Annotated in this window: 23 protein-coding genes; 17 read left to right on the top strand and 6 right to left on the bottom strand. The window is 66.3% G+C overall.

Features of this window, described 5'->3' with window-relative positions; genetic code table 11:
- Positions 1-17: 17 nt before the first annotated feature.
- The 6 genes from BLS91_RS11860 to BLS91_RS11885 all read left to right on the top strand — a co-directional run bounded on the left by BLS91_RS11860 (position 18) and on the right by BLS91_RS11885 (position 7,999).
- Positions 18-1,538, top strand: coding sequence for an SDR family oxidoreductase (locus BLS91_RS11860; protein ID WP_092340950.1), 1,521 nt, complete (start codon positions 18-20; stop codon positions 1,536-1,538).
- Between the two features lie 85 nt (positions 1,539-1,623).
- Positions 1,624-2,184 carry a GDSL-type esterase/lipase family protein gene (locus tag BLS91_RS11865; RefSeq protein WP_092340951.1) on the top strand — a complete coding sequence of 187 codons (561 nt, stop codon included), beginning with the start codon at positions 1,624-1,626 and terminating at the stop codon, positions 2,182-2,184.
- A gap of 55 nt (positions 2,185-2,239) precedes the next feature.
- Positions 2,240-4,150 carry a DUF2207 family protein gene (locus BLS91_RS19945; protein WP_092340952.1) on the top strand — a complete coding sequence of 637 codons (1,911 nt, stop codon included), beginning with the start codon at positions 2,240-2,242 and terminating at the stop codon, positions 4,148-4,150.
- Positions 4,150-4,485: a DUF6804 family protein gene (locus BLS91_RS11875; RefSeq protein WP_233197329.1), complete on the top strand. Its 336-nt coding sequence runs from the start codon at positions 4,150-4,152 to the stop codon at positions 4,483-4,485. Before BLS91_RS19945 ends, BLS91_RS11875 begins: the two co-directional genes overlap by 1 nt.
- 293 nt (positions 4,486-4,778) lie before the next feature.
- Entirely contained in the window at positions 4,779-6,965 is a 2,187-nt protein-coding gene (locus tag BLS91_RS11880) for a DEAD/DEAH box helicase (RefSeq protein WP_092340955.1), read from the top strand.
- Between the two features lie 5 nt (positions 6,966-6,970).
- Positions 6,971-7,999: a 6-phosphofructokinase gene (locus tag BLS91_RS11885; RefSeq protein ID WP_092340956.1), complete on the top strand. Its 1,029-nt coding sequence runs from the start codon at positions 6,971-6,973 to the stop codon at positions 7,997-7,999.
- 105 nt (positions 8,000-8,104) lie between these two features.
- Here BLS91_RS11885 and BLS91_RS11890 read toward each other — a convergent pair whose 3' ends face one another.
- Positions 8,105-8,359 (bottom strand): mycoredoxin, encoded by a 255-nt coding sequence (locus BLS91_RS11890; RefSeq protein ID WP_092340957.1) that lies wholly within the window; start codon positions 8,357-8,359, stop codon positions 8,105-8,107.
- A gap of 57 nt (positions 8,360-8,416) precedes the next feature.
- Between BLS91_RS11890 and BLS91_RS11895 the strand changes: the two genes are divergently transcribed.
- From BLS91_RS11895 to BLS91_RS11905, 3 genes are read left to right on the top strand one after another with little or no spacing between them, the layout of a single operon-like run.
- On the top strand, positions 8,417-8,890 hold the full coding sequence (locus tag BLS91_RS11895) for an 8-oxo-dGTP diphosphatase (protein WP_092340958.1): 474 nt from the start codon (positions 8,417-8,419) through the stop codon (positions 8,888-8,890).
- The gene (locus tag BLS91_RS11900) at positions 8,883-10,088 is read left to right on the top strand and encodes an inorganic phosphate transporter (RefSeq protein ID WP_241983116.1); all 1,206 of its coding nucleotides are present in this window, start codon (positions 8,883-8,885) and stop codon (positions 10,086-10,088) included. The genes BLS91_RS11895 and BLS91_RS11900 overlap by 8 nt, the downstream gene beginning before the upstream one ends.
- Positions 10,085-10,417 (top strand): peptidase, encoded by a 333-nt coding sequence (locus BLS91_RS11905; RefSeq protein ID WP_092340960.1) that lies wholly within the window; start codon positions 10,085-10,087, stop codon positions 10,415-10,417. The genes BLS91_RS11900 and BLS91_RS11905 overlap by 4 nt, the downstream gene beginning before the upstream one ends.
- Positions 10,418-10,513: 96 nt before the next feature.
- On the opposite strand, the gene BLS91_RS11910 is transcribed toward BLS91_RS11905, so the two are convergent.
- A complete protein-coding gene (locus BLS91_RS11910) occupies positions 10,514-11,791 on the bottom strand; it encodes a uracil-xanthine permease family protein (protein WP_092340962.1) in 1,278 nt (425 codons plus the stop codon).
- Between the two features lie 125 nt (positions 11,792-11,916).
- On the opposite strand from BLS91_RS11910, the gene BLS91_RS11915 reads away from it, so the two are divergent.
- The 5 genes from BLS91_RS11915 (at position 11,917) to BLS91_RS20670 (ending at position 17,409) form a co-directional block, all read left to right on the top strand.
- Positions 11,917-13,476, top strand: coding sequence for a carboxylesterase/lipase family protein (locus BLS91_RS11915; protein WP_092340964.1), 1,560 nt, complete (start codon positions 11,917-11,919; stop codon positions 13,474-13,476).
- Positions 13,477-13,600: 124 nt separating this feature from the next.
- The gene (locus tag BLS91_RS11920) at positions 13,601-15,028 is read left to right on the top strand and encodes an NCS2 family permease (RefSeq protein WP_369827279.1); all 1,428 of its coding nucleotides are present in this window, start codon (positions 13,601-13,603) and stop codon (positions 15,026-15,028) included.
- A 53-nt stretch (positions 15,029-15,081) separates the two neighbouring features.
- Positions 15,082-15,939: a LuxR C-terminal-related transcriptional regulator gene (locus BLS91_RS11925; RefSeq protein ID WP_092340966.1), complete on the top strand. Its 858-nt coding sequence runs from the start codon at positions 15,082-15,084 to the stop codon at positions 15,937-15,939.
- A 99-nt stretch (positions 15,940-16,038) separates the two neighbouring features.
- On the top strand, positions 16,039-16,773 hold the full coding sequence (locus tag BLS91_RS20665) for an MFS transporter (RefSeq protein WP_241983117.1): 735 nt from the start codon (positions 16,039-16,041) through the stop codon (positions 16,771-16,773).
- Positions 16,774-16,779: 6 nt separating this feature from the next.
- Positions 16,780-17,409: an MFS transporter gene (locus BLS91_RS20670; protein WP_233197333.1), complete on the top strand. Its 630-nt coding sequence runs from the start codon at positions 16,780-16,782 to the stop codon at positions 17,407-17,409.
- A 216-nt stretch (positions 17,410-17,625) separates the two neighbouring features.
- Here the strand turns inward: BLS91_RS20670 and BLS91_RS11935 are convergent, their stop codons facing one another.
- Together BLS91_RS11935 and BLS91_RS11940 are read right to left on the bottom strand one after the other, a co-directional pair.
- Complete coding sequence (locus tag BLS91_RS11935) at positions 17,626-18,501, bottom strand: fumarylacetoacetate hydrolase family protein (protein WP_166789992.1); 876 nt, start codon at positions 18,499-18,501, stop codon at positions 17,626-17,628.
- Positions 18,502-18,519: 18 nt separating this feature from the next.
- Positions 18,520-20,088, bottom strand: coding sequence for an AlkA N-terminal domain-containing protein (locus BLS91_RS11940; protein WP_092340968.1), 1,569 nt, complete (start codon positions 20,086-20,088; stop codon positions 18,520-18,522).
- Positions 20,089-20,163: 75 nt separating this feature from the next.
- Between BLS91_RS11940 and BLS91_RS11945 the strand changes: the two genes are divergently transcribed.
- The 3 genes from BLS91_RS11945 to BLS91_RS11955 all read left to right on the top strand — a co-directional run bounded on the left by BLS91_RS11945 (position 20,164) and on the right by BLS91_RS11955 (position 23,398).
- On the top strand, positions 20,164-21,549 hold the full coding sequence (locus tag BLS91_RS11945) for an FAD-binding oxidoreductase (RefSeq protein WP_092340969.1): 1,386 nt from the start codon (positions 20,164-20,166) through the stop codon (positions 21,547-21,549).
- 31 nt (positions 21,550-21,580) lie between these two features.
- Positions 21,581-22,843, top strand: coding sequence for a PrsW family intramembrane metalloprotease (locus tag BLS91_RS11950; RefSeq protein WP_092340970.1), 1,263 nt, complete (start codon positions 21,581-21,583; stop codon positions 22,841-22,843).
- 183 nt (positions 22,844-23,026) lie between these two features.
- Positions 23,027-23,398: an FKBP-type peptidyl-prolyl cis-trans isomerase gene (locus BLS91_RS11955; RefSeq protein ID WP_092340971.1), complete on the top strand. Its 372-nt coding sequence runs from the start codon at positions 23,027-23,029 to the stop codon at positions 23,396-23,398.
- 15 nt (positions 23,399-23,413) lie between these two features.
- On the opposite strand, the gene BLS91_RS11960 is transcribed toward BLS91_RS11955, so the two are convergent.
- Together BLS91_RS11960 and BLS91_RS11965 are read right to left on the bottom strand one after the other, a co-directional pair.
- Positions 23,414-23,659, bottom strand: a complete 246-nt coding sequence (locus tag BLS91_RS11960; RefSeq protein ID WP_092340973.1) for a DUF167 domain-containing protein — start codon at positions 23,657-23,659, stop codon at positions 23,414-23,416.
- Between the two features lie 69 nt (positions 23,660-23,728).
- A complete protein-coding gene (locus BLS91_RS11965) occupies positions 23,729-24,172 on the bottom strand; it encodes a pyridoxamine 5'-phosphate oxidase family protein (RefSeq protein WP_092340974.1) in 444 nt (147 codons plus the stop codon).
- Positions 24,173-24,316: the final 144 nt, after the last annotated feature.

Genomic DNA, 24,316 nt, shown 5'->3' on the forward strand with positions numbered 1-24,316 from the left:
GCGATAGGCTGCGGCCCATGACCTTACGCAGAGCACTCGTCACCGGCGCGACGGGCTACATCGGTGGACGTCTCGTTCCCAAACTTCTCGACGCCGGTTTCACCGTGCGGGTGCTCGTGCGCACGCCGTCGAAACTGCGCGATGTGCCCTGGGCCGATCAGGTCGAGGTAGTCGAGGGAGACCTCGGCGACCTGGCCTCGGTTGAGCGCGCGTGCGTCGATATCGACGTGCTGTTCTATCTCGTGCATTCGATGGGTGCGGCCGGCGACTTCGAAAAAACCGAGCACACGGCGGCGGAGAACGTCGCCCGGGCGGCCTTCGCCGCCCACGTCGGACGTATCGTTTACCTCGGCGGGCTGCACCCCGACACGCAGACGTTGTCGGCCCACCTGCGCTCCCGGATGGAAGTCGGCCGCATCCTGATCGACAGTGGCGTGCCCACCATCGCGTTCCAGGCCGGCGTCGTGATCGGCTCAGGTTCCACCTCGTTCGAGATGATCCGCCACTTGACCGACGTGCTGCCCTACATGCCCGCGCCCAAATGGGTGCGCAACAAGATCCAGCCGATCGCCGTGCGTGACGTGCTCTACTACCTGCAGGCCGCGGCCGACCTGCCGCCCGAGGTGAACCGCACCTTCGACATCGGCGGTCCGGACGTCTTGCGGTACGGCCAGATGATGAACGGTTACGCCCTCGAAGCCGGCCTCAAGCAGCGGGCCATCGCGGCTCTGCCGGTACTCACCCCGTGGCTCGCCTCGCAGTGGGTGAACCTGGTCACGCCGATTCCACGCAACCTCGCCATCCCCATCATCGCCTCGCTGCAATACGACTGCGTCGTGCACGAGAGTGATATCGACGAGTTCATTCCGCAGCCGGAGGGCGGCCTCACCGGCTATCGTCGCGCCGTGCGTCTGGCCCTCGGCCGCATGCGAGACGGCGACGTGGAGACCAGCTGGCGCAACTCCTCGATCGAGGGTGCGTCGAGCAACCCGCTTCCGAGCGACCCGAACTGGGCCGGCCACTCCGTTTACACCGACCTGCGCGAGAAGACCACCCCGGCCGACCCCGCAGCACTGTGGCGGGTCATCGAGAGCATCGGCGGCGAAAACGGCTGGTACTCCTTTCCGCTGGCCTGGGCCGTTCGCGGTCTCATGGACAAGGCCGTCGGCGGGGTCGGTCTTCGCCGCGGCCGCCGCAACCCCGACCACCTGCATAACGGTGAGGTGCTCGATTTCTGGCGGGTCGAGCAGATCGACCACGGAAGCTTTCTGCGCCTCCGCGCCGAAATGCGCGTCCCAGGCCGGGCCTGGCTCGAAATGAGCGTGACACCAACGGATGCCGGCGGCTCCCTCTACCGCCAGCGCGCGGTGTTCTTTCCCCGCGGCCTCGGCGGGAGGCTGTACTGGGCGGCGATCCTGCCGTTCCACGGCATCATTTTCGAGGGCATGGCCACCCGCATCACGGCCACGGCGGCGGTGGAGCGGAAAACCGAGGTGCCGCATCCGCTCGGCGCAGTATCTCGCTCTGAGGATAACTGAGGTTCCAGTAGAACGTGCGTATACTCTGAGAATTCTGGCGGCTCGGCCTGGTTCGGGGCATGATGGTTACGAGTAGGAGGCCACTATGTCAGTTTCTCTCGCCTTTCTGGGCGACGGCCTTGTCGCGCGCGGTCTGTGGGACGAGTGGTTTCCCGAGCACGATGTGCACAATTTGGCCGCCAGTGGAAACACCACCGATGAGGTGATCGCGCAGATTGATCGGGTGATTGAGTTGCGGCCGGACGCCATCGTGATCGGGGTCGGTACCAACGATCTCGGCTGGCGCAAGTCCGACGAATACGTCGTGCGCAACGTCGAGACCATCCTGCACACCCTCCGTCGAGCCCTGCCAGAGACCCGCATAATGGTGCAGTCTGTTTTACCGCGTGACCGGGACTTTGCCGAGACCATCCGCTCAATAAACCGGCACGTGTGGCAGTATGCACCCACCCAGCACGTGCAATACCTTGACCTCTGGCCGGCTCTCGCCCTGCCGGACGGCGAGCTCGACCCGGCACTCGGTATCGACCGCCTGCACCTGAATCCGGCCGGGTACGCGGCCTGGCTCGCCGAACTGAAGCCGGGGCTGGAGATGCTGTTCGAACGCCCGCCGTCGACGACATCGATTCCCATCCAGCACGCCTGAACCGCCAGGGACGAGCGCGCGGCTGCCTGCTTGGCACGCTCGGTAGAGTGGACTCATGCTCAGATCGGTTCGCCCCGCACTCGTCCTCACTCTCGGTGCGCTGATTAGCGGGGGTCTGGTCATCGGGGGAGCCGCGCTCGCCCCGACGCCGCCAGCGCAGGCCGCCACCGCTCCGCTCAGCCTGGTGGGCGCAGGCGTCAACGACTTCAGCTTTGACTCCTTCGACGCCCAATACGACCTTGGCCTGGACGCTGACGGCCGGTCAACGCTGACAACCGTCGAGACCATCGTGGCCCGCTTCCCAGAGGTCGACCAAAACCACGGCATTCAGCGCGCCATCCCCACGCACTACCGGGGGCGTCCCACCGACATCGTGATCGAGAGCGTCACCGACGAGAACGGCACGCCCCGACCGTTTGGCACCGAGACCACCAGCGAAGACCGCGATGAAGAGTTTCTCGTGGTGACGAGTGCCGCCGACGAATTCGTGCACGGTGCAGAGACCTACGTGATCACGTACGCGCAATCCAACGTCACGCTGTATCCCGACAACGCCGAAACCGAAGAGTTCTACTGGGACGTAAACGGCACCGGATGGGACCAGCCGTTCGGCCTGGTCACCGCAACGGTGCGGTTCGATCCGGAGCTCGTCGACCGGTTGAGCGGCAAGCTGCGGTGTTTTCAGGGGCGGGATGATTCTCAGTTGCCCTGTGACAGCATCCGTTTCACCGGGTCCGACACTGAACCGACCGTCTCCGCGGTTACCCGCGAGCTCGGGCCGCAGGAGAACCTGACCATCGATGTCGAGTTTCAGCCGGGTACCTTTGTGCCGCGCGATGATTCCTTCACCGCCAACGCCTTCCCCAGCATTGGGCTGGCCGCCGCCATCGTGGCGTTGCTGACGGCCCTGTTGGCCGCACTGTTACGCGCCACCCGATTGCGTGACGCGCGTGGTCGATTCACCATCATCGCCGAGTATCTTCCGCCGCGAGGGGTGAACCTGCTCACCTCCGGAGACATCGTCGGTGCCTCGAGCAGGGCGATGGCGGCCCAGTTCATCAGCTTCGCGGTGCGTGGCAACGTGCGTATTCTCGAGACCAGCGACAAGAAGAGTCACTTTCTGCTCGAATTCGTGCACGCCGACGGCGTCGACGAGACCGAGAGCCGCATTCTCGGCAAGCTCTTTCCCGGACTGCAGCCCGGCGACCAACGTGACCTGAAGAAGAAGAGCATTTCGTTGAGCAAGGCGCTGGCGAAGGAACGCACGGCGAGCCACGCGGAATCTCTGCGTTTGGGTTTGCGGGAACAGAAAAACGTCGCCCTGCGCAGTGTGCTCATGGGGATTGCCGTGGTCAGCGGTGGTGTCGCCGTCGTGGCCGGCCTGGGCGCCGTCATCACGGTGGTGGGCGGGTTCTGGCCCCTGCTGATCATCGCGCTGGGCGTCGTGGCTGTCGTTGCCACGATCGCGTTGGTCGCCAATTTTAGAACGCTCACTGAAAGTGGTGCGGAACTGCGTGACTATCTGAAGGGCGTCAAGTTGTATATAGGTCTCGCCGAAGCCGATCGGCTGCGAGTGTTGCAGAGTCCGGAGGGAGCCGTGCGTTCCGTCTATCGGCCGGAAAACGGTCGGCCAAATCTCGGCCTTGCCACCGCGACAGCGGATGCCCCCGCCGTACAGATCGTGAAACTCTACGAACGCGTGCTGCCCTTGGCCGTACTGTTCGGGCAGGAGAAGGACTGGTCCGGCGTGCTGAGCCAGTACTACGCCGAGAGCAACACCCAGCCCGACTGGTATTACGGGTCCGGAATTTTCCAGGCGGCGTACTTCGCGGGTGCGATCAGCTCCTTCCAGGCCGCCACGACGGCGTCCTGGTCGGGCAGCGCCACGAGCTCATCGAGCTCCGGTGGAGGCGGCGGCGGTTTCTCGGGCGGCGGAGGCGGCGGCGGGGGCGGGGGAGGAGTCTGATGGGCACTCCAGCCGCACCGACGTTCACTCGCTCGGCTCTCGCGCCTGGCCTGCTGGGCGCCATCGTTCTGCTCGCCGGACTCGCGCTTCTGGACGGCGAGAGTTTCATCATCATTCGCTACGCGGTCAGTATTCTGGCGCTCATCATCTGCGTCTTCGTGATTCAGGCCCGGTCCTGGTACTGGCTGCTCGGTCTCGTTCCGATGGCTATCCTGTGGAACCCGGTCGTGATCATCGACCTCAGCGGTCAGGGCTGGGTCTCGGCTCAGTTCATCGCGGCGATCGTTTTCATCGTCGTCGGTCTGCGCACCAAAGTGCCAATTCGCAAGGATTGAACGTCGGGCGTAGACTACTATCGCGTTGAGAGAACTCGATCAGATCTCTACTGGCTCTCGCATTCGGTGGCAGTACCTGTCATATCTGCACCACCGTTGCGACAGCATCCGCTTGACCTTGGGTCGGGCGTCATGATCAGGGCCCGTGCTGTGTTTCGTGTACCACCTGTTTCTGCACGCCGGAGAAACGGTGTGCGCGCACTGCGCGTTTCGGTAACACCAGAATGCCGTGACCGGCACGCTCGGATAGGTACAGCCGGTACCCGTACCGTGCTGCTTCGAAGTGGAGAACAATGGCTTATACCCGCACCGATGCCTCGAGCAGCCGGAACAACCTCGGTCGTAGTGGGTCCACCCGCAATCGGGCTCACCCGCGTTCCCGCGACGATGATGCGCCGATCATTCCGATTCTCGCCCGCAAGGTGCGCGAGGTCGAAGCGAAGGCGCAGTCCGGTACCAAGCTCGGGCCGACCAACCGCACGAAATACCAGGTCATCGCCCTGCTGATGCGGGAGGAACGCGCCCGGGTCAAAGGCGACAAAGAGCTCTCCGACGCGAACCGAGCAGAGCTGCTCAAACGCCTCGATGGGATCGCCCAGATTCTGGCCAAGACGGCCGCCCGTGACACGAGCCTGATAACCCTGCTCGAACCCGATGCGGGCGTCTCCACCGTCGCCCAGCGGTTTCGGCGCGATTGGCTGCTCGAATCCGGTGCCGAGCTCAGCCCCGACGAACTCATCATCACCCGTGAGCCCGAGGCCGCACCGGTCGTGCTGCAGAACCAGGTCATCCCGCAGTCGGTGAAAGCCCGGCAGCTGGCTAACCCGTTCCTGGCCCCCGACTTCAGCGCAGCGGCCCAGCCGATCGTGCACCCGCGTCGACTCGCCAACTGGGAACTGCTCGGCCCCCTGTTCAAATCTTTCGAGTACGGTTCAGGCGGCCAGGCGGCCAGCATGGACATGCCGGAAGCCCCCCGCCTCGACCGGCTCTCCCCGGGCGGCATGGAGCTCATGCGGCACCAGGCACGTTTCATCGAGAGCGCCCGCCTCGGCCACCGCAGCTACCTGCTCGCCGACGAGCCTGGCCTCGGCAAAACCGCGCAAAGCCTGCTGGCGGCATCCGTTGCCAACGCCTACCCGTTGCTGGCCATCGTGCCGAACGTGGTCAAGATGAACTGGGCCCGCGAAGTTGAGCTGTGGACGCCGAACCGGCGGGCCACCGTCATCCACGGCGACGGAGACACCCTCGACGCGTTCGCCGACGTGGTCGTGGTGAATTACGACGTGCTCGACCGCCACCTGGCCTGGCTCGGCACGCTCGGGTTCAAGGGCATGGTCGTCGATGAGGCGCACTTCATCAAGAATTTGTCCTCGCAGCGGTCCAAACACGTGCTGTCGCTCGCCGACCAGATCCGCCGCCGTACTCCGGGCGGCAACCCGCTGCTGATGGCGCTCACCGGCACCCCTCTCATCAACGACGTCGATGATTTTCGCGCCATCTGGCAGTTCCTCGGCTGGATCGACGGCGACAAGCCGGCCCCCGCCCTTCTGAAACGCCTCGAAGAGACCGGGCTGACTCCCGCCGACATGGGGTTCTACAAGGAAGCCCGCGCCGCTGTCATTGATATGGGCATCGTGCGTCGCCGCAAGGTCGACGTCGCCGCCGACCTGCCGGCCAAGCGCATCGCCGACCTGCCGGTGGAACTCGACGATGACCTCGGCCGATCCATTCGTCAAGCCGAACGTGAGCTGGGTGCCCGTCTGGTCACCCGCTACCAGGCGCTCGTGGCTGCCCGCCATGCCGGTTCCGGCGGTCCAGCTGTTCCCGACGAAGACCAGCGGGATGCCTACATTCGCGCCGTCGCCCACGCCGAGCTCGAAGATTCCAAGGGCCAGACCACTGGCGAAAACGTCTTCACGATGGTGCGCAAGATCGGTCAGGCCAAGGCCGGGCTCGCAGCCGATTACGCTGCGCAACTCGCCCGCTCGGTGGGCAAGGTGGTGTTCTTCGCCAAGCACATCGACGTCATGGACACCGCGGAGGAGATCTTCGCCAAGCGCGACCTGAAAACGGTTTCGCTGCGCGGCGACCAGAGTGCCCTGGCCCGCCAGGCGGCGATCGACTCGTTCAACAATGATCCCGACGTCGCGATCGCGGTGTGTTCGCTCACCGCGGCCGGTGTCGGCGTGAACCTGCAGGCCGCGTCCAACGTGGTGCTCGCCGAACTCAGCTGGACCGCTGCCGAGCAGACCCAGGCCATCGACCGGGTGCACCGCATCGGCCAGGACGAGCCGGTCACCGCGTGGCGCATCATCGCCGCGCACACCATCGATGCGCGTATCGCCGACCTGATCGGCAGCAAAGAGGGTCTGGCCGCCCGCGCCCTCGATGGGTCTCAGGCAGAGTTTTCGGCCACCGAATCGGTGCAGGCAAGTGCGCTCATCTTCCTGCTCACCCAGGCCCTCGACGGAAAGCTGTAACCCGCATGAAGATCGGTATTCTCACCAGCGGCGGCGACTGCCCCGGACTGAACGCGGTCATTCGCGGCGCCGTGCTCAAGGGTGTGCGCACGCACGATTTCGAGTTCGTCGGAATCCGCAATGGCTGGCGCGGACTCGTGCAGAGCGAGTTCATGGAACTCGATCGTCACAGCGTGCGCGGCCTGTCCCGCCAGGGCGGCACCATTTTGGGCAGTTCCCGCACAAACCCGTTCGAGGGCGAGCACGGCGGCCCGGAGAATATCCAGCGCACCCTCGACGCCAACGGCATCGACGCCGTGATCGCGATCGGCGGGGAGGGCACGCTGACCGCAGCGCACCGCCTCACCGAGGCCGGACTCAACATTGTCGGCGTGCCGAAAACCATCGACAATGATCTCGAGGCCACCGACTACTCGTTCGGCTTCAACACCGCCGTCGAAATCGCCACCGAAGCCATCGACCGGCTGCGCACGACCGCCGAATCGCACGGGCGCTGCATGGTCGTCGAGGTCATGGGACGCCACGTCGGCTGGATTGCGCTGCACTCCGGCATGGCCGGCGGCGCCCACGCCATCCTCATTCCTGAGCAACCCAAGTCGATCGAGCAGATCTGCGACTGGGTCGAGCACGTTCGCGACCGCGGTCGGGCCCCGGTCATCGTCGTCTCGGAGGGTTTTCTGCTCTCCGGCATGGAGAAGGCGCACTCCACCAAGGGCCTCGACGCCTTTCATCGGCCTCGTCTGGGCGGAATCAGCGAGATCATCGCCCCGTTGATCGAAGAACGCACCGGCATCGAAAGCCGGGCCACGGTGCTCGGCCACACCCAGCGCGGCGGCGCACCGTCGGCCTACGACCGGGTGCTCGCCACCCGCCTGGGTATGGCGGCGGTCGACGCGATCCACAACTCCCAGTGGGGCTCCATGGTGTCGCTGCGCGGCACCGAGATCGACGTCGTGAGCATCGCATCGGCCACGATCGGCCTCAAGCGGGTCTCACCGGCCCGCTACGACGAGGCTGCCGTACTCTTCGGCTAGAAGAGTGCGCTCGTGGCACGCGTTTGAGCTCGTGGCACGAGTTCAAACCAGTGCCAGCTTCTCAAACGAGTGCCGCGAGGTGCCGAGCTGGGCCCGGCGGGCTGATCAGGCGAGTTTGGCCTGCACTTGGGCCAGCGAGGGATTGGTCGCGGCCGATCCGTCGGGGTACAGAATGGTCGGCACGGTCTGGTTGCCGTTGTTCAGGCTCATCACGAGTTCGGGTGTGCCGTCAACCTGCTCGATATTCACCTCGGTGTAGCCGATACCGGCGGTGTCGAGCTGTTTCTTCAATCGTTTGCAGTAGCCGCACCAATCGGTGGTGAACATGGTGATGGTTCCGGTCGCGGGTACAAAGTCCATGCTGCAAGCTTATCCGAGCCGCATCCGAATGCACCGCGTGCGCGTTAAGATGAAGCAATGACTTTGCCCCAGGTATGCGTGTGCTACCTCACTCGACTATCTCCCGAAGGCAACCGGCAGGTACTGCTGGGCCGCAAGAAGAAAGGCCTCGGCGTAGGCAACATCGTCGGCCTTGGCGGCAAGCTCGAAATCGGCGAAAGTGCAGTGGATGCTGCCGTGCGCGAAATCGAAGAGGAATCCGGGCTGGTGGTGGCGGCATCCGCTTTGACGGAACTGGGGTATCTCACCTACCTGTTTCCGCACCGCCAGGAGTGGAGCCAGGAATCGACCGTGTTCGTCTGCGACGACTGGTCCGGAACGCCGCGGGAATCGAACGAAATGAACCCCGTCTGGTTCGACGTGGCGAGCCTGCCGGTCGATGAGATGTGGGACGACGCCCGGCATTGGCTGCCCGGGGTGCTCGACGGAGTGCCGGTGCGCGCCACGTTCACCTTCGGGGCCGACTTGGAAAGCGTGGTGTCTCGTGCCTGAATTCAGCCTCATCATCGTGCTGGTCATTGCGCTGGCACTCATCTTCGACTTCACCAACGGTTTTCACGACACGGCCAATGCCATGGCCACCCCGATCGCGACTGGCGCGATGAAGCCCAAGGTTGCCGTTGGCGTCGCCGCCATTCTCAACCTGGTCGGTGCTTTTCTCTCGACCGAGGTTGCCCGCACAGTGTCTGGCGGCATTATCAAGGAGGGGGACGGCGGGGTACTGATCACTCCCGAACTCATCTTCGCGGGCCTGATCGGCGCGATCGTGTGGAACCTGGTCACCTGGCTGATGGGCCTGCCGTCCAGCTCGAGCCACGCCCTGTTCGGTGGGCTGATCGGCGCCACGATCATCGGCATCGGTACCCAGGCCGTTGACTACAACGTCGTGGCCGCCAAGGTGATCCTGCCCGCGCTGATCGCGCCGCTGATCGCGGGAGGCGTGGCGCTCGTCGCCACCCGCCTGGCCTACACGATCACCCGGCGCGACGTCGGCAAGCCAGACGGCCGCGGCGGGTTCCGTTACGCGCAGATCTTCTCCTCCTCGCTCGTCGCGCTGGCCCACGGCACCAACGATGCCCAGAAGACCATGGGAGTGATCACCCTCACCCTCATCGCCGGCGGGTTTCAGGCAGTCGGCAGCGGGCCCACCTTCTGGGTCATCGCCGCCTGCGCCCTCGCCATTGCCGTCGGCACCTACACCGGCGGCTGGCGCATCATCCGCACCATGGGCACCGGCCTGACCGAGATCAAGCCGGCCCAGGGTTTCGCCGCCGAAACCAGCACCGCGGCCACGATCCTCGCCTCCAGCCATCTCGGATTCGCCCTCTCCACCACGCAGGTTGCCTCCGGCTCGGTGATCGGCTCCGGCCTGGGCCGCCGCGGGTCGACCATCCGCTGGGGGATGGCCGGCCGCATCGCTCTCGGCTGGGTCATGACCCTGCCGGCTTCGGCCATCATGGGCGCATTCGCCGCCGGACTCGCCCTGCTCGGGCCGATCGGCATCGTGCTCGACATGGTGATCGGAACGATCGTCATCATGGCCCTGTTCCGCTGGTCGCGTCGCAACCGGGTCTCGCACCACACCCTGCTCAACGACATCGATGATGCCGGACGGGTGGTCAACATCAAGAAGACGCCGCGCCGGCCCACGCGGCGTGGCCGTGGCGACCGCAAGAAGGTATCGCTGTGATCGATTGGAGCGCCTTTCTCATCGTCTCGGCCGCGTCACTGTTCTCGGCCGCTCTGCTCGTGAGCCTCTACTCGCTGGGCCTGCGCTTGCTTACCACGGCCGGTCGCATCCCGCTGGTGGAGCCGCACGAATTCACCGGCGCGATCACCGTGCTGAGCCCGAAGAAGGCCGCGAAACAGGTCAAACGAGCGCGCAAGGCCGCCGCGGCCAACCCGCTCGCGCCCGGGCTGAAGCGCTTGGCGCTTTACGCCGGCTATGCCTGTTTCGTGCTGTGCGGCATCGCCGTGCTCTACGGCGTCTACCTGATCGTGCCCGCCCTGCACCGATAGCCTGCCTCCACGGACGGGGCCCGGGCCCGGGCCCCGGGCCCAGTTTATAAACTGGGCCCACGGACGGGGCCTGGGCCCCGTCCGTGTGAGGGTGGGTCAGGCGGTTTGGCGCAGGCGGCCGAGCCGGGTCATCAGGTGGTAGATCGTGATGGCCGCCACGGTGCCGAGGGCGATGCCGTTGAAGCTCAGGGTGCCCGCGTTCAGGGTGAAGTCGGCGATGCCGATGATCAGCGCGGTCGCGGCCGTGAACTGGTTAACCGGCTTGGAGAAGTCGACCTTGTTGTCAAGCCAGATCTTGACGCCGATGACACCAATCAGCCCGTAGAGCGCAGTGGTGACACCGCCGAGCACCCCGTCGGGGATGGTGAAGATGATCGCCCCGACCTTGGGGGAGAGGCCGAGCAGAATCGCGACGATGCCGGCCACCCAGTAGGCCGCCGTGGAGTAGATGCGGGTGGCCGCCATGACGCCGATGTTCTCGCCGTAGGTCGTAGTTCCGCTGCCGCCGCCGAAACCGGCCAGCATGGTGGCGAGGCCGTCGGCGAGCAGGGCCCGTCCGGTGAGCCGGTTCACCTTCGCATCCGTCATCTGGGCGACGCCCTTGATGTGGCCAACGTTCTCGGCGATCAGCACGAGGACGACGGGGATAAAAGCGGGCAGCACCCCGAAGACTGCGGCCGGGTTCTCAAACGGGTTGGCCGGGGCGGTGAACGGCGGCAGCCCGATCCAGGCGGCGTCGGCGACGCGGCTGAAGTCGACCTCGCCGAAGAAGACGGCCGCGACGTAGCCAACGACCACGCCGAGAAAGATCGACAGTCGACCGAGGATGCCGCGAAACAGCACCGTGCACAGAATCACCGCGACAAGGGTGATCAGAGCGGTGAGCGGTGCCTTGTCGAAGTTGGCCTTGGCCACCGGGGCGAGGTTGAATCCGATTAGCGCGACGATGGCGCCCGACACGATCGGCGGCATGAGCCGGTCGATCCACCCGGTGCCGGTGAGCTGAACGATCACGCCGACCAGGGCGAGGAGTACCCCGACGGCCATGATGCCGAACAGGGCGCTGCCCATGCCGGCCGAGGCGGTTGCCGCGGTGATCGGTGCGATGAACGCGAACGACGAGCCGAGGTAGCTGGGCAGTTTGTTGCCGGTGATCAGCAAAAACAGGAGGGTTCCTATACCGGAGAACAGCAGTGTGGTGCTCGGCGGAAAGTCGGTGAGCAGCGGCACCAGAAAGGTCGCACCGAACATGGCCACGACGTGCTGCGAGCCGATGCCGATGGTCAGCGGCCAGCTCAGGCGTTCGCCCGGACCGACGACTTCCTGTGCCCCGACTGTTTTTCCGTCGCCGTGCAGGGTCCAGGGCAGTGCCATTGCGGTTCTCGTTTCTTTATGCTGCGTGATCAGTCCTGTTGCCTGATCACAGTCGAGCGTAGTCGCAGCCGACAACCGGTCCTCACGGCACGGTCCTCACAGCACGGCGGAATAGACTCGGGCGCATGAGTCAACTCGCTGATCCCACCACCGAGACGGGGCTGGAGGTGCGAGTGGCCAACGGACTGCTCCGTGGGGTGCGCGAGCGCGGTGTGCTGGCCTGGCGCGGTATTCCCTATGCGGCGGCTCCGGTGGGTGAGCGACGATTTCGTGCGCCGCAGCCGGCGCCGGCCTGGCACGGCGTGCGCGACGCGAGCGAGTGGGGCCCGATCGCCCCGCAGAGTCACAAGGGCCAGTTTCGCGGCGCTCACCCGCGCATTCCGCAGGGCGAAGACTGCCTCAACCTCAACGTGATCGCGCCAGACGAGCGGATGCGCCCCGGCGCGCAGCTCCAGGACGCGCTGCGGCCGGTGATGGTGTTCATCCACGGCGGCGCCTACAGCGTCGGCTCCAGCCGTGAGGTTCCGCGGCAGGGGGAGGGCCTGGTGCGACGGGGCGGCATCGTTTACGTCAGCATCAACTACCGGCTCGGGGCCCTCGGGTACCTGGACTTCTCCCGGTATGCCACGACGGAGCATCCGTTTGAGAGCAACCTGGGATTACGAGACCAGGTCGCCGCCCTGCAATGGGTGCACGAGAACATTCACGCCTTCGGCGGCGACCCGGATGCCGTCACCCTGTTCGGCGAGTCGGCCGGCGGCAACGCGGTCACCACGCTGATGACCGTGCCGAGCGCGGCCGGACTGTTCCACCGGGCGATCGCGCAGAGTGCGCCGCCGAACGCGGTCTACCCGAGCGATCTCACCGCGCGCTGGGCCGGCGAATTCGTCGACAGCCTGACCGACGGCCCGTACAGCGACGCGGATGCCGCCCGACTGCTCCTCGCGGCCGGCCCCGCGCAACTGGCCGCAGCGACGACAGCGCTGACCGTGCGCACTCCCGACCAAGACCCGGGCACGATCCCGCTCTGCCCCGTCATTGACGGCGATTTTCTGCCCGAGCGACCGCTCGATGCCTTTCGGGACGGCCGGGCCGCGCGCATCCCGCTGATCATCGGCACCAACGCGCGGGAGGGATCACTGTTCAGCGGCCGGATCGACATTCTGGCGACGACCCCGGCGCGGATCCGCGCGATATTCAAGAAAACCAAGAAGAAGGCGAAAAAGGCCCTCAAGGCGCAGTACCCGGGTATTCCCGCGTTGCGGGCGGCGCTCGATTTCGGCGGCGACTATTCGTTCTGGTATCCGAGCGTGAAGGTCGCAGAACGACACTCGCGCTACGCGCCGGTGTACTTCTACCGGTTCGACGCCGCGCCGCGGCTGCTGCGTCTGATGGGCCTCGACGCGACCCACGGCCTCGAACTGTTTCCATTGTTCGACCGGCTCGACGGCTGGTTCGGCCGCGGCATGACGGCGCTCGGCGGGCGCCGCACTTTTCTGGACATTGCCACGAGGATGCAGGGCTGGTGGCTGGGTTTCGTCGCCGGCGGGGTGCCATCGGCGGCCTGGCCGCGCTACGACGAAAGCACCCGGGAAACGCTCATCATCGACCAAACAGACCACGTTGAATCCGATCCGCACAAGGAACGACGACTGGCCTGGGGACGGTTCGTGCCGCACGTTTGAGCTGACCCGGCTGGCCCGGTCGTAGACTGGAACCTTGCGTTAAAGGCCACGGCACTGGGAGCACACCATTTCGAGCACTGAAACACCCACCACTGCGGCCTCGCCGCAACCGGCAGCACGTGGCCTGAGGGCCCGGGTCGACTCCTACTTCGAGATCACCAGCCGCGGCTCCACCTGGTCGCGGGAATTTCGCGGCGGCGTCGTGACCTTCGTCACGATGGCCTACATCGTCATTTTGAACCCGCTGATTCTCGGCGGTTTCAGCGCCGACCAGGCCGCCGTCGACGTGGAAGGCGGATGGTTGCCCAACGAGCAGGTTGCCGCCGTCACCGCCCTGACCGCCGGCGTCATGACCATTCTGTTCGGCCTCATCGCCCGACTGCCCTACGGTTTCGCTGCCGGGCTCGGCATCAACTCGTTCCTCGCTGTGAGCGTCGTTGGCCAGGTCACCTGGGCCGAAGCGATGGGCTTGGTCGTCATCAACGGCCTCATCATCGTGCTGCTGGCCTCGACCGGCCTGCGTGAACTCATCTTCAATGCCATCCCTCGTCCGCTGAAGATCGCCATCACGGTCGGCATCGGCCTGTTCATCGCGTTCATCGGACTGGTCGACTCCGGCTTCGTGCGGGCCAGCGGCGCGAACTCACCGCCCGTTCAGCTCGGCGACGCCGGCTCGATCGCTACCCTGCCGACCACGGTCTTCGTGATTGGGCTCATCATCATCGGCGTGCTCCTGGCCCGCAAGGTCAAGGCAGCGCTGTTGATCGGCATCGTGGCGACTACCGCCATCGCCGTGATCCTCGAGGCCATCTTCAAGGTCGGCCCCTCGCTCGGTACGAACCCGGCCGGCTGGAACCTGAACGCCCCCGTGCTGCCGACGAGCGTCGTGGCGCTGCCCGACCTCGGCCTGATCGGCCAGGTGTCCTTCGGCGCGTTCGAACGCATCGGCATGCTCGCCGCAGTGATGCTCGTCTTCACCCTCGTGTTCACGAACTTCTTCGACGCCATGGGCACGATGACCGGCCTGGCCAGTGAGGCCGGCCTCGCCGACCAGGACGGCAAGTTTCCCCGGCTGAAGTCCGCCCTGATCGTGGAGGGCATCGGCGCCGTCGCCGGCGGCGCCACGAGCGCCTCCTCGAACACCGTCTTCATCGAATCCGGTGCCGGAATCGGCGAGGGTGCTCGCACCGGCGCGGCCAACGTGATCACCGGCATCCTCTTTTTGGCCGCCGTGTTCTTCACGCCGTTGACCCAGATCGTGCCGCTCGAAGTGGCTGCTGCCGCTCTCGTCATCGTCGGGGCGCTCATGGTCTCGCAGATTCGTCACCTGGACTTCACCGAGTTCTCCAGCACGCTGCCGATCTTTCTGACCATCATCGTGATGCCGCTGACCTACTCGATCGCCAACGGCATCGGGGCCGGGTTCATCAGCTGGGTGCTCGTGCGCAGCCTTTCCGGCAAGGGCCGCGAGATCAGCCCGCTGCTCTGGGTCGTCGCGGTCGGTTTCGTGCTGTTCTTCGTGCGCGGCCCGGTGGAAGCGCTGATCGGCTGAACCGAGGCACCTGCTAGCATCCGGTCACCGATCCGATTCGTCAGCCGGGAATCATGCACGCAGCAAACGACGACGTTTACCGCCCGAGCGATCGCGACCTGCTCAAGGGCGCGATCAGGCAGCTTGCTGCCCAAACCGGCATTGCGGTGATCTTCGCCGGGCTGGTCAACCATGGCGAACTCGTCATCACCGAGTTCGTCGGCACCACGACGCAGGGGCTGAAGAATCTCAACGTGCAGCCGGGTGAGGGCGTCGGCGGGCGGGCCCTGCACCAGTCCCGGCCGGTCGGCGTCGCTGACTACTTCGACTCGCACCGCATCACCCACCACCATGACCAGGCCGTGCGTATCGACGGTCTGCGCACCATGGTCGCGCTGCCGGTACTGGTCGACGGGCGGGGGCGCAGCATCCTTTATGCGGCCACCCGCGACCGCACCTCTTTCGGCGAACGCACGGTTGGCGAGCTCAATGCCGGCGGGGAGCGCATCGCCCGTGAACTGCAGATTCGCGACGAGGTCGATCACCGGGTGGCCATTCTCAAGGTGGTCGGCAGCCTCGCCGCCGAACCGCTCGACCGCGACCTGATCGAGGTCGTTCGCCTCGCCCACGCCGAACTGCTCTCGGTCGCGAGCATCACGAGCGACCCCGACCTGTCCGCGCGAATCCTCGCCGTCACCGCCCGGCTGGTCGGTTCGGCGAGTGCCCCAGCGGATGTGCCGCACCTCACGCCCCGCGAGACCGACGTGCTCGCGCAGGTAGCCCTGGGCTGCTCCTATGAGGAGGTCGGCAACCGTCTGGCCCTGCAGGCGGTAACCGTGAAGGGGTATATGCAGGCGATCATGGCCAAGCTCAACGCGCACAGCCGAACCGAGGCCGTGCGAATCGCCCGCGCCTTCCGGCTTCTGCCCTGACCGCCTCCCCCGGGAGGTGGTGGCCGCCGGCGCCCGCTGCCACGCTGACATTCGTCACGACAACAGCGTTGTGGCTCACGATGTCAAGGGAGATATCGCATGCTCGAAAGCACCGCAATCCGGCAGGCTCGGCCGACGCCGCGCCGCACCTCGATGGCCAGGGTGGCCGTCGCCAGTTCCATGGGCAGCATCATCGAGTTCTACGACTTTCTCATCTACGGCACGGCCGCCGCACTGGTGTTTCCGCAGGTGTTTTTCCCGGAGCTCGGCACCGGGGCCGGCACGCTCGCCTCGTTCGGAACGTTCGCGGTTGCGTTCGTGTCGCGCCCGCTCGGCGCCATTCTGTTCGGGCATTTCGGAGACCGGCTCGGGCGCAAGAAGACCCTGGTCAGTACCCTTCTCATTATGGGTTTCGCGACCGTCACGATCGGTTTGCTGCCGAGCGCCAGTGTGATCGGGCTCGCCGCCCCGATCATTCTCGTGCTGCTGCGGTTTCTGCAGGGCTTCGCAGTCGGCGGCGAGTGGGCCGGAGCGGCATTATTAGCCGCCGAGTACGCACCGCCGAAGCGTCGCGGGCTGTACGCCGCATTTCCGCAGCTCGGCCCGTCCATCGGGTTCGCCCTGGCCAGCATGACCTTTCTGATCATCAACCTCACCCTCGGTGACGCCTCCGACGCCTTCCTCAGCTACGGCTGGCGTATCCCGTTCATTCTGAGCGCGGTACTCGTGATCGTCGGCCTCTACATCCGGCTCAAGATCGAAGAGACGTCCGTGTTCAAGGCCGCAACGGATGCCAGGCGTGCCGCGCCCGTTGCCCGCAAACTTCCGGTTTGAGAAGTCGTGCGCAAGCAGCCCCGCCAGATTCTGCTCGGGGGAGCGTCGACCATGATGCTGTTCGCCTTCTTCTACACCGGCACCGCATTCCTCTCCAGCTACGGCACCAACCCCGAGGGCCTCGCCCACAGCCGGCCGACCATCCTAACCCTCGGCATCATCGGAGCCCTCGTTTTCGCCGTCGGCACCATCGCGAGCGCTATCCTCTCTGACCGGGTCGGTCGCCGGGCGGTCATCGTCGCGTCCTGCATCGTGGCGGTGCCGTGGTCGCTCGTGCTGTTTCCCATCCTTGATATCGGAACGGCCTGGTCCTTCGGCCTCGGACTCTCCGGCACGCTGCTCATCGTCGCCGGGATCTACGGCCCGGTCGGCGCGTTCCTGCCCGAACTGTTCGCCACCCGTTACCGCTACACCGGCGCCGGGATGGCCTACAACCTCGGTGCCCTGGTCGGCGGAGGCATCACCCCGCTGGTTGCAGCGTCGATCATCGCCACGGCGGGCAGTGCCTCGATCGGCCTGCTCCTGGCTGGAGTGAGCCTGGTGAGCCTGCTCGCGACGTTCGGCCTGCCGGAGACCAAAGGCGTCAACCTGGAAACGGTCGCCGAGGCCGAAGCGCGGGTGCCGGTCAGGAGCTGATACCAGGCCCGCAGCCGGAGGTTGCTCGTCGGTTATCCCGGCGGGCAACCTCCGTTTCGTCGTGAGCGGATGCGATCAGGCCGGCGGTCGAAACTCGCTCACGGTGAACTCGGTGCCCTGAGGGTCGCGGATGCACGCAAACGCGGCCCGGGGGGAGTCGATGGTCTCGAGCACGGTGCCGCCGGAGGCAGCGACGTCGGGTAGATATCGGCGCTGTTAGATTTCGCGGCAGTGCGTCGTGAGCATGCCGATCTTGTCGATCGAGATGGTCACCGTGGACCCGTCGCGCAGAAAGATCGGGGGTTTGCGGCTGTATCCGGCGCCGCCCGGGCTGCCGGTGGAGATCAGGGTTCCCGGCATGAGGGTTGACGTTTTGGACAGGTAGGAGATGATCTCCGCGACGGTGCGCACCATGTCGCCGCTCGAGGCGTCCTGAAGGATGCGGCCGTCGACGTGCGTGGTCAGCCACAGGTTCTGCGGGTCGCCGATCTCATCGGCGGTGACGACGAGCGGTCCGGTCGGGGTGAAGCCGTCGAAGGATTTGCACCGTGACCACTGCGCTTCGGAGAATTGCAGGTCGCGCGCGGTGATGTCGTTGACGACGGTGTAGCCGAAGACGTAGTCGAGGGCGTTGGCGACCGTCACGTTGCGGGCCGGGCGACCGATGATCACACCGAGTTCAGCCTCGTAGTCGACCTGTGTGGTGAGGTCGCGCGGCCAGGTGATGGTTGAGCCGTGCCCGGTGAGCGAGTTGGGCCAGAGCGAGAACACGGTAGCGGCGGTTTCGAGGCGCAGGCTCAGCTCGGAGGAGTGTGCGGCGTAGTTGGCGCCGATGGCGATGATCTGCGGCGGGCGCAGCACCGCGGAGGAATGCCGCAGTTCGTCGACCTGCGTCAGCACGGCACCGTTGGAGACTGCGTCGAGGCTGATCGCGCGCACCCGCTCGTAGCCGGCGTCGCCGCGTTCGAGCAGATCTTGCAGGTCGCGGGGGGCGTCGTCCATGACGTCGTCGAGAAACAGTGCCGCATCGTCGAAGATCACGGCCAATCGGGGAACGGAGGAGCCGTCAACTCTCAAATGCGCAAATTTCACTCTTCTAGGCTAACCGGCTCAGCCTGCGGGTTGCCCTGTGAGGTGCTCCAACCCTCGGTCAGTCTGCTTGGAGGTAACGGCCCCCTGCGGTAAAGCGGGTACACCGGCAGCGCGCCACAGGTGCATTCCGGCGTAACTCCGCCAGGGCGCCCAGTCAGCCCCGCGCGCGGCCAGAGCCCGGGCCTGAACCGGCAGACCGAGTCGGCCGGCACCCTGCCGCAGTGCCAAGTCGCTGGTCAGCAGGATGTCCGGACTGCCGAGCACGCGCATGGCCACGTACCCGGCCGTCCACGGTCCGATTCCCCGCAGCGCGACCAGACGTGCTTCGAGTTCGGTGCGGGTCTGCCCGGCTGACAGTTGCAATTCTCCCGAAGCCAGCGCCTCCGCGACCCGCAGGATCGTCTCGATGCGAGCGCCCGGCCCGCGCAGCACGCCGCGGCCGCCGGCGGCGATCTGCGCCGCGGTGGGAAAGAGCAGCCGAGACTTGGCCCCGGGCAGGCGTTCGCCAAGCGTGTCAGCCAGCCTGGTCAACGCGGTGCGGGCCGCGGCGACCGAGATCTGCTGCCCGATCAGCGCCCGGAACAGTGTCTCCTCGGCGTCCATACTGCCCGGTACACGGATGCCAGGGGCCCGGGCGACCGACACGGCCAGCGCCGGGTCCGCGGCCAGATGATGATCGATGGCCTGTGCGTCGGCATCGAGGTCGAACAGTCGACGCACCCGGCTCACCAGCGGTGCCAGGTCGGCGAGCTGGGTCAGACGGATGCTGCAGGCCAGCGCGGAGGCGGCATCCGTTCCCGCCAGGGTCACGTCGATGGTGGCCGTGCCGTTCGGTAGCCGCACGGCGCGGGCGTAGCTCGTTGCGGTGGCCGTTTCGACGCCCGGGAGGGCGCGGGTTGCGAGAAAGCGCAGCAGCCCGGGGCCGTCGAACGGCGTTCGGGCCGGCAGCTGCAGGGTGATCCTGGTTTCGGCGGGATCGACGCCGGGGACCGAGTGCGTCAGCAGTGGGCGCCGGGTCGCTCGCACCTCGGTGGGGGTGCGTTCGTAGATGGCCGTGACGGTGTCGTTGAACTGGCGCACACTGCCAAAGCCGGCGGCGAACGCCACATCCGTGATCTTCAGGTCGGTGCCCAGCAACAACAGGCGTGCGGTCTGCGCACGATGCGCGCGGGCGAGGGCGAGCGGACCGGCACCGAGCTCGGCGACCAACACCCGAGTCAGATGCCGGGGAGTGTAGCCGAGGCTGGCGGCGAGCCCCGGCACGCCGTCGCGTTCGAGCACGCCGTCAGAAATCAGTCGCATCGCGCGGGCGGCGAGGTCGTCCCGCAGATTCCAGGCCGGTGAGCCGGGCACGGCGTCGGGCAGGCACCGTTTGCAGGCTCGCAGCCCGGCCTCATGGGCGGCCGCCGCGGTGAGGTAGAAGGACACATTGCCCGGTTTGGGCGTTGCGGCCGGGCAGCTCGGCCGGCAGTAGATGCCGGTCGTGTGCACGCCGGTGATGAACTGGCCGTCGAAACGACTGTCGCGCGAGCACATTATGCGGTACCGCTCGGCGAAGACCTGATCGGCTGAAACGGCGGACGTCATACCTCGAGCCTGTCACGATCGGGCGCGGGGTGGTAGCGGAAATCGGACATGGGTGCTCGTCGATAGGCTGGGGGAATGAACGCACTGCTGCGCCTCCAGTCCGAGCTTGGCGACATCGTCAGCACTGCACCACTCGACCTCGCGGCCAGCCGCACCGACAAATCCGGCTGGATCGCCGACGGTACCCCCCTCGCCCTGGTGCGTGCCACCACGGTCGCCCACGTGCAGGCCGTGCTGCGCATCGCCACCAAATGCCGGGTGCCGGTGGTCACCCGCGGCGCTGGAACGGGACTGTCCGGCGGAGCCTGCGGCACCGACGGTGCCATCGTGCTGAGCGTGGCCGGGCTCACCCGCATCCTCGAAATCAACGCCGACGACGAACTCGCCGTCGTGGAGGCCGGAGTGATCAACCAGCACCTCAACGACGAGCTCGCGAAGCAGGACCTGTGGTTTGCCCCCGATCCGGCCAGCAAAGCCATCTCCACCGTCGGCGGCAACATCGCCACGAACGCCGGCGGCTTGCTCTGCGCCAAGTACGGCGTCACGCGGGAGGCGGTGCTCGGTCTGACCGTCGTACTCGCCGACGGCAGCCTGCTGCACACCGGGCACCGCACGGTCAAGGGCGTCACCGGTTACGATCTCACGGCGCTGCTCACCGGCTCCGAGGGCACCCTCGGCGTCATCGTTGAGGCGACCGTGCGGGTGCGCGCGCTCACGGCGGGCGCCGTTGCCACGATCGGTGCGGTTTTCGACACGGTCACGGCGGCGGCCGCAGCCAGCGCGGCGATCACGGCCGCACGAATCCGCCCCGCCGTGATGGAACTGATCGACCCGGTCGCGCTCGGTCTAGTCGCCGCCTACCTGGGGCCTGAGGGCTCGGCCGGTCTGCCGCTCGGTCGCGGCGCATTCCTGCTGGTGCAGACCGACGGTCCGGCGGCGCTCGCCGAAGCCGAACAGGCCGTTGCCGTGCTGCGGGCGGCAGGAGGCGAAGCCAGCCTGTCAACGGATGCTGCCTCCGGCGACCGCCTGCTGGCCATCCGCCGCGCCATGCACCCAGCCCTGGAGCAGTTCGGCCGGGTGCTGATCGAGGACGTGTCCGTACCGCGCTCGCGCATGGCCGAGATGTTCGCCGCGATCGCCGAGATCAGCGCCCGCACCGGCATCCCCATCCCCACCGTCGCCCACGCCGGTGACGGCAACCTGCACCCGAACTTCGTCATTCCCCGTGGCGGGGAAGCGGATGCGGCGGTGCCCGACGAGATCTGGGCCGCCGCCGACGAGATGTTCCAGGCCGCACTGGCCCTCGGCGGCACGCTCACCGGCGAACATGGCGTCGGCGTGCTGAAACGTCGCTGGCTGCGCGATGAGATCGGCGACACGAGCCTCGAGCTGCAACGCCAGCTCAAAGCGGTCTTTGACCCGCTCGGTCTTCTGAACCCCGGCACCATGTTTGCCGCCTGAGCTGGGCCGCCCGGGCCGGTATTCTCGAACAATGAGCCTCGACCAGCCACCGGGCCAGCAGCCAGCCCCGCAGCAGCCATCCCAGCAGCAGCCCGTGCAGGAGAGTCCGGCCCCGGTGCAGCCGGTTTGGAGCCAGCCGGTACGCCCGTCTCGCGCCGGCCCGATCGTACTGGCCGTGATCGGCATCGTGCTCGCCGGGCTGGCCCTGCTCGCCGTGTTCTTGTACCTCACTACGTTCCTCGGCGCCGGCGCCCTGCTGGTCGGGCTGATCCTGGCGCTTCTGCCGCTCGCTGTCGTGCTGCTCGCGGTGCGCTGGATCGACCGCTGGGATCCGGAGCCGCGGCCGGCCCTCATCTTCGCCCTGCTGTGGGGTGCCGGCATCTCCATCGTCACCGCACTGCTCTTCGACCTTGGCGTTCAGATCACGATCGCGGCCAGCGCGGGGGCACTGACCGGGAGTGATTTCGCATCTGCTGTCATTCAGGCCCCGATCGTGGAGGAAGTCGCCAAGGGATTCGGCATTCTCGTGCTGTTCTGGGCGGTTCGGAGGCACTTCGACGGCCCGGTCGACGGCGTCGTCTACGCCGCGACGATTGCGGCCGGCTTTGCGTTCTCCGAGAACATTCAATACTTCGGCCTGGCCATGACCGAGGGCAACGCGCAGGGCCTCGGCATCACGTTCTTGCTGCGCGGGGTCTTCTCGCCGTTCGCGCACGTCACGTTCACGATCTGTACCGGGCTCGCCCTCGGGCTGGCCGCACGGCGCAGCGCGAGCAAGGGCGGCGCGGTCGGCTATTTTCTGCTCGGCCTCATCCCCGCGATCCTGCTGCACGCACTGTGGAACGGTTCCACTTTTGTGCTGAGCGGTGATGCCTCCGTGCTCATCTACTACGCGGTCGTGCAGGTGCCGCTGTTCATCGTCGCCATTCTCGTCGTGGTGTTTCTCCGCCGGCAGGAAGCCCGCATCACCCTGCGGCGGCTGCACGAATATTCGCAGGCCGGCTGGTTCACCGCCGCGGAGGTTTCGATGCTCGGCACGGGCGCCGGCCGACGTCAGGCGCTCGCCTGGGGCCGACGGCAGCAACGACCCAAGAAGCTTGCCATGCGCCTGTTCATAGCGGACGCGACCCGCCTCGCCTTCGTGCGTGACCGCCTGGTGCGTGACCGCCTGGTGCGTGGCCAGAGCACACCGGCGCTGCACGCCCACGAGGCTCGCCTGCTCGGACGGTTGATGAATCATCGGGCCGATGTGCTGGGGCAGGTGCGGCCGGGTACGGCACCAGCGGTACCGTAGGCGCGGAACCAACAGAAACTCGCCGCTTCGGTGGTGTGGCGGTGCCGACGACTCTCCCGATGCGACGAGTTCGTGTACACCAAGAGTGCACCCGCGAGCGGTCCGGCGCAAGCATTATTTTTTTCGACCTGCCAGGTGGGTCGCCGGTGTGCATTTCTGCGCGCGATCCGGTTGGATGGGGGTATGACTGATTTGAATTCCAAGCCCGAAATTGACTTCCCGGAGGGCGCTGCGCCCGAACAACTCAAGATCACCGATGTCGTCGTCGGTGACGGTGCCGAGGCTACCGCCGGCGTTACCGTCGATGTGCACTACCTCGGCGTCGAGTTTGCGTCCGGCGACGAGTTCGACTCGTCCTGGAACCGCGGCCAGTCGATCAACTTTCCGCTGCGCTCACTCATCGCCGGCTGGCAGGAAGGTATTCCCGGCATGAAGGTCGGCGGCCGTCGCAAGCTCGTTGTACCCCCGCACCTCGCCTACGGACCGGCCGGTTCCGGACACCGACTGTCCGGCCAGACCCTGATCTTCGTGATCGACCTGCTCGGCGTGAGCTGAGTCGTTCGACCCTGATTACGAGCGGTTGATGCGCAGGTGTTTGATCTTCGAGGTGTGACCGCGGATGATGCTCACGTCGCGTTTAGCCACCTTGAAGTGCTTGGCCAGCAGAGCCACGAGGGCGTCGTTCGCGGCGCCCTCCACGGCTCGCTGCTGCAGAAAGACCGTAACGGATGCGTGTTCCGGCGTACTCTCCGGGTCGTCCACCACGAGCGGGCCTTTGCGGCTTCCAGGCTTCACGTGCACCGTGAGATTGAGCATGGCGGGCACGGCACTCCTGTTTGCCCCGGTTCGTGGTGAGGGGCGCTCGTTAACGCTAACGTGCTAAGGCTAGAGCAAAGCCGCCGTTGGTTCCGGGCCGAGTAGAAAGCGCCGTCCGGTGATCGACTCCGGCACGATCTCGACGAACACCGGCTTGACCGTGGGGATCAGCGGCCGTAACGGCAGGGCGGCGGCGTCGTCGATCTCCCGCTGGGTGTTGAGCGCTCTGGCTGTTCCGTGCACGACGACGCTCCACGCGTCGTCGCGACCCACGCCGTCCGTTTCGAACGCGACTCGGTTGTTGACCGTGAGCTCGATCAGTTTGGTGCCGGACGCGGTGCGAAACAGCAGGTGCCGGTCGGCGGCCACAAAATTGACCGGAAAAATATCCGGGATGCCACCGACGGCCACGGCGAGGCGGCCCAGACTGGCCGACAGTAAGGCATTCCAGCATTCCTCTTCGCTGAGATTCTGCACGGCCGATGCAGCCGCGTTCACGTCGTTGAAAGTCATGGTCCATCGTCACACGCCCCGAGCCTCAGGGCGAGCCGGAGAAGCGCGTTTTGCACGCTGGCAGGCAGACCTGGCACCGAAAACATATTGCCCCCAATGCAGGGTGGTTTACCTGTAAGCTGGAAATTTGCCCAGCGGGGCAGG

The organism is Cryobacterium flavum (assembly GCF_900103805.1).
GTDB classification, from domain to species: Bacteria; Actinomycetota; Actinomycetes; order Actinomycetales; family Microbacteriaceae; genus Cryobacterium; species Cryobacterium flavum.

What these genes read in the sequence shown, in the direction of transcription:
- BLS91_RS11860 (WP_092340950.1), top strand. Translation starts at nt 18, where the DNA reads ATGACCTTACGCAGAGCACTCGTCACCGGCGCGACGGGCTACATCGGT.
- BLS91_RS11865 (WP_092340951.1), top strand. Translation starts at nt 1,624, where the DNA reads ATGTCAGTTTCTCTCGCCTTTCTGGGCGACGGCCTTGTCGCGCGCGGT.
- BLS91_RS19945 (WP_092340952.1), top strand. Translation starts at nt 2,240, where the DNA reads ATGCTCAGATCGGTTCGCCCCGCACTCGTCCTCACTCTCGGTGCGCTG.
- BLS91_RS11875 (WP_233197329.1), top strand. Translation starts at nt 4,150, where the DNA reads ATGGGCACTCCAGCCGCACCGACGTTCACTCGCTCGGCTCTCGCGCCT.
- BLS91_RS11880 (WP_092340955.1), top strand. Translation starts at nt 4,779, where the DNA reads ATGGCTTATACCCGCACCGATGCCTCGAGCAGCCGGAACAACCTCGGT.
- BLS91_RS11885 (WP_092340956.1), top strand. Translation starts at nt 6,971, where the DNA reads ATGAAGATCGGTATTCTCACCAGCGGCGGCGACTGCCCCGGACTGAAC.
- BLS91_RS11890 (WP_092340957.1), bottom strand. Translation starts at nt 8,359, where the DNA reads ATGGACTTTGTACCCGCGACCGGAACCATCACCATGTTCACCACCGAT.
- BLS91_RS11895 (WP_092340958.1), top strand. Translation starts at nt 8,417, where the DNA reads ATGACTTTGCCCCAGGTATGCGTGTGCTACCTCACTCGACTATCTCCC.
- BLS91_RS11910 (WP_092340962.1), bottom strand. Translation starts at nt 11,791, where the DNA reads ATGGCACTGCCCTGGACCCTGCACGGCGACGGAAAAACAGTCGGGGCA.
- BLS91_RS11915 (WP_092340964.1), top strand. Translation starts at nt 11,917, where the DNA reads ATGAGTCAACTCGCTGATCCCACCACCGAGACGGGGCTGGAGGTGCGA.
- BLS91_RS11925 (WP_092340966.1), top strand. Translation starts at nt 15,082, where the DNA reads ATGCACGCAGCAAACGACGACGTTTACCGCCCGAGCGATCGCGACCTG.
- BLS91_RS20665 (WP_241983117.1), top strand. Translation starts at nt 16,039, where the DNA reads ATGCTCGAAAGCACCGCAATCCGGCAGGCTCGGCCGACGCCGCGCCGC.
- BLS91_RS11940 (WP_092340968.1), bottom strand. Translation starts at nt 20,088, where the DNA reads ATGACGTCCGCCGTTTCAGCCGATCAGGTCTTCGCCGAGCGGTACCGC.
- BLS91_RS11945 (WP_092340969.1), top strand. Translation starts at nt 20,164, where the DNA reads ATGAACGCACTGCTGCGCCTCCAGTCCGAGCTTGGCGACATCGTCAGC.
- BLS91_RS11950 (WP_092340970.1), top strand. Translation starts at nt 21,581, where the DNA reads ATGAGCCTCGACCAGCCACCGGGCCAGCAGCCAGCCCCGCAGCAGCCA.
- BLS91_RS11955 (WP_092340971.1), top strand. Translation starts at nt 23,027, where the DNA reads ATGACTGATTTGAATTCCAAGCCCGAAATTGACTTCCCGGAGGGCGCT.
- BLS91_RS11960 (WP_092340973.1), bottom strand. Translation starts at nt 23,659, where the DNA reads ATGCTCAATCTCACGGTGCACGTGAAGCCTGGAAGCCGCAAAGGCCCG.
- BLS91_RS11965 (WP_092340974.1), bottom strand. Translation starts at nt 24,172, where the DNA reads ATGACTTTCAACGACGTGAACGCGGCTGCATCGGCCGTGCAGAATCTC.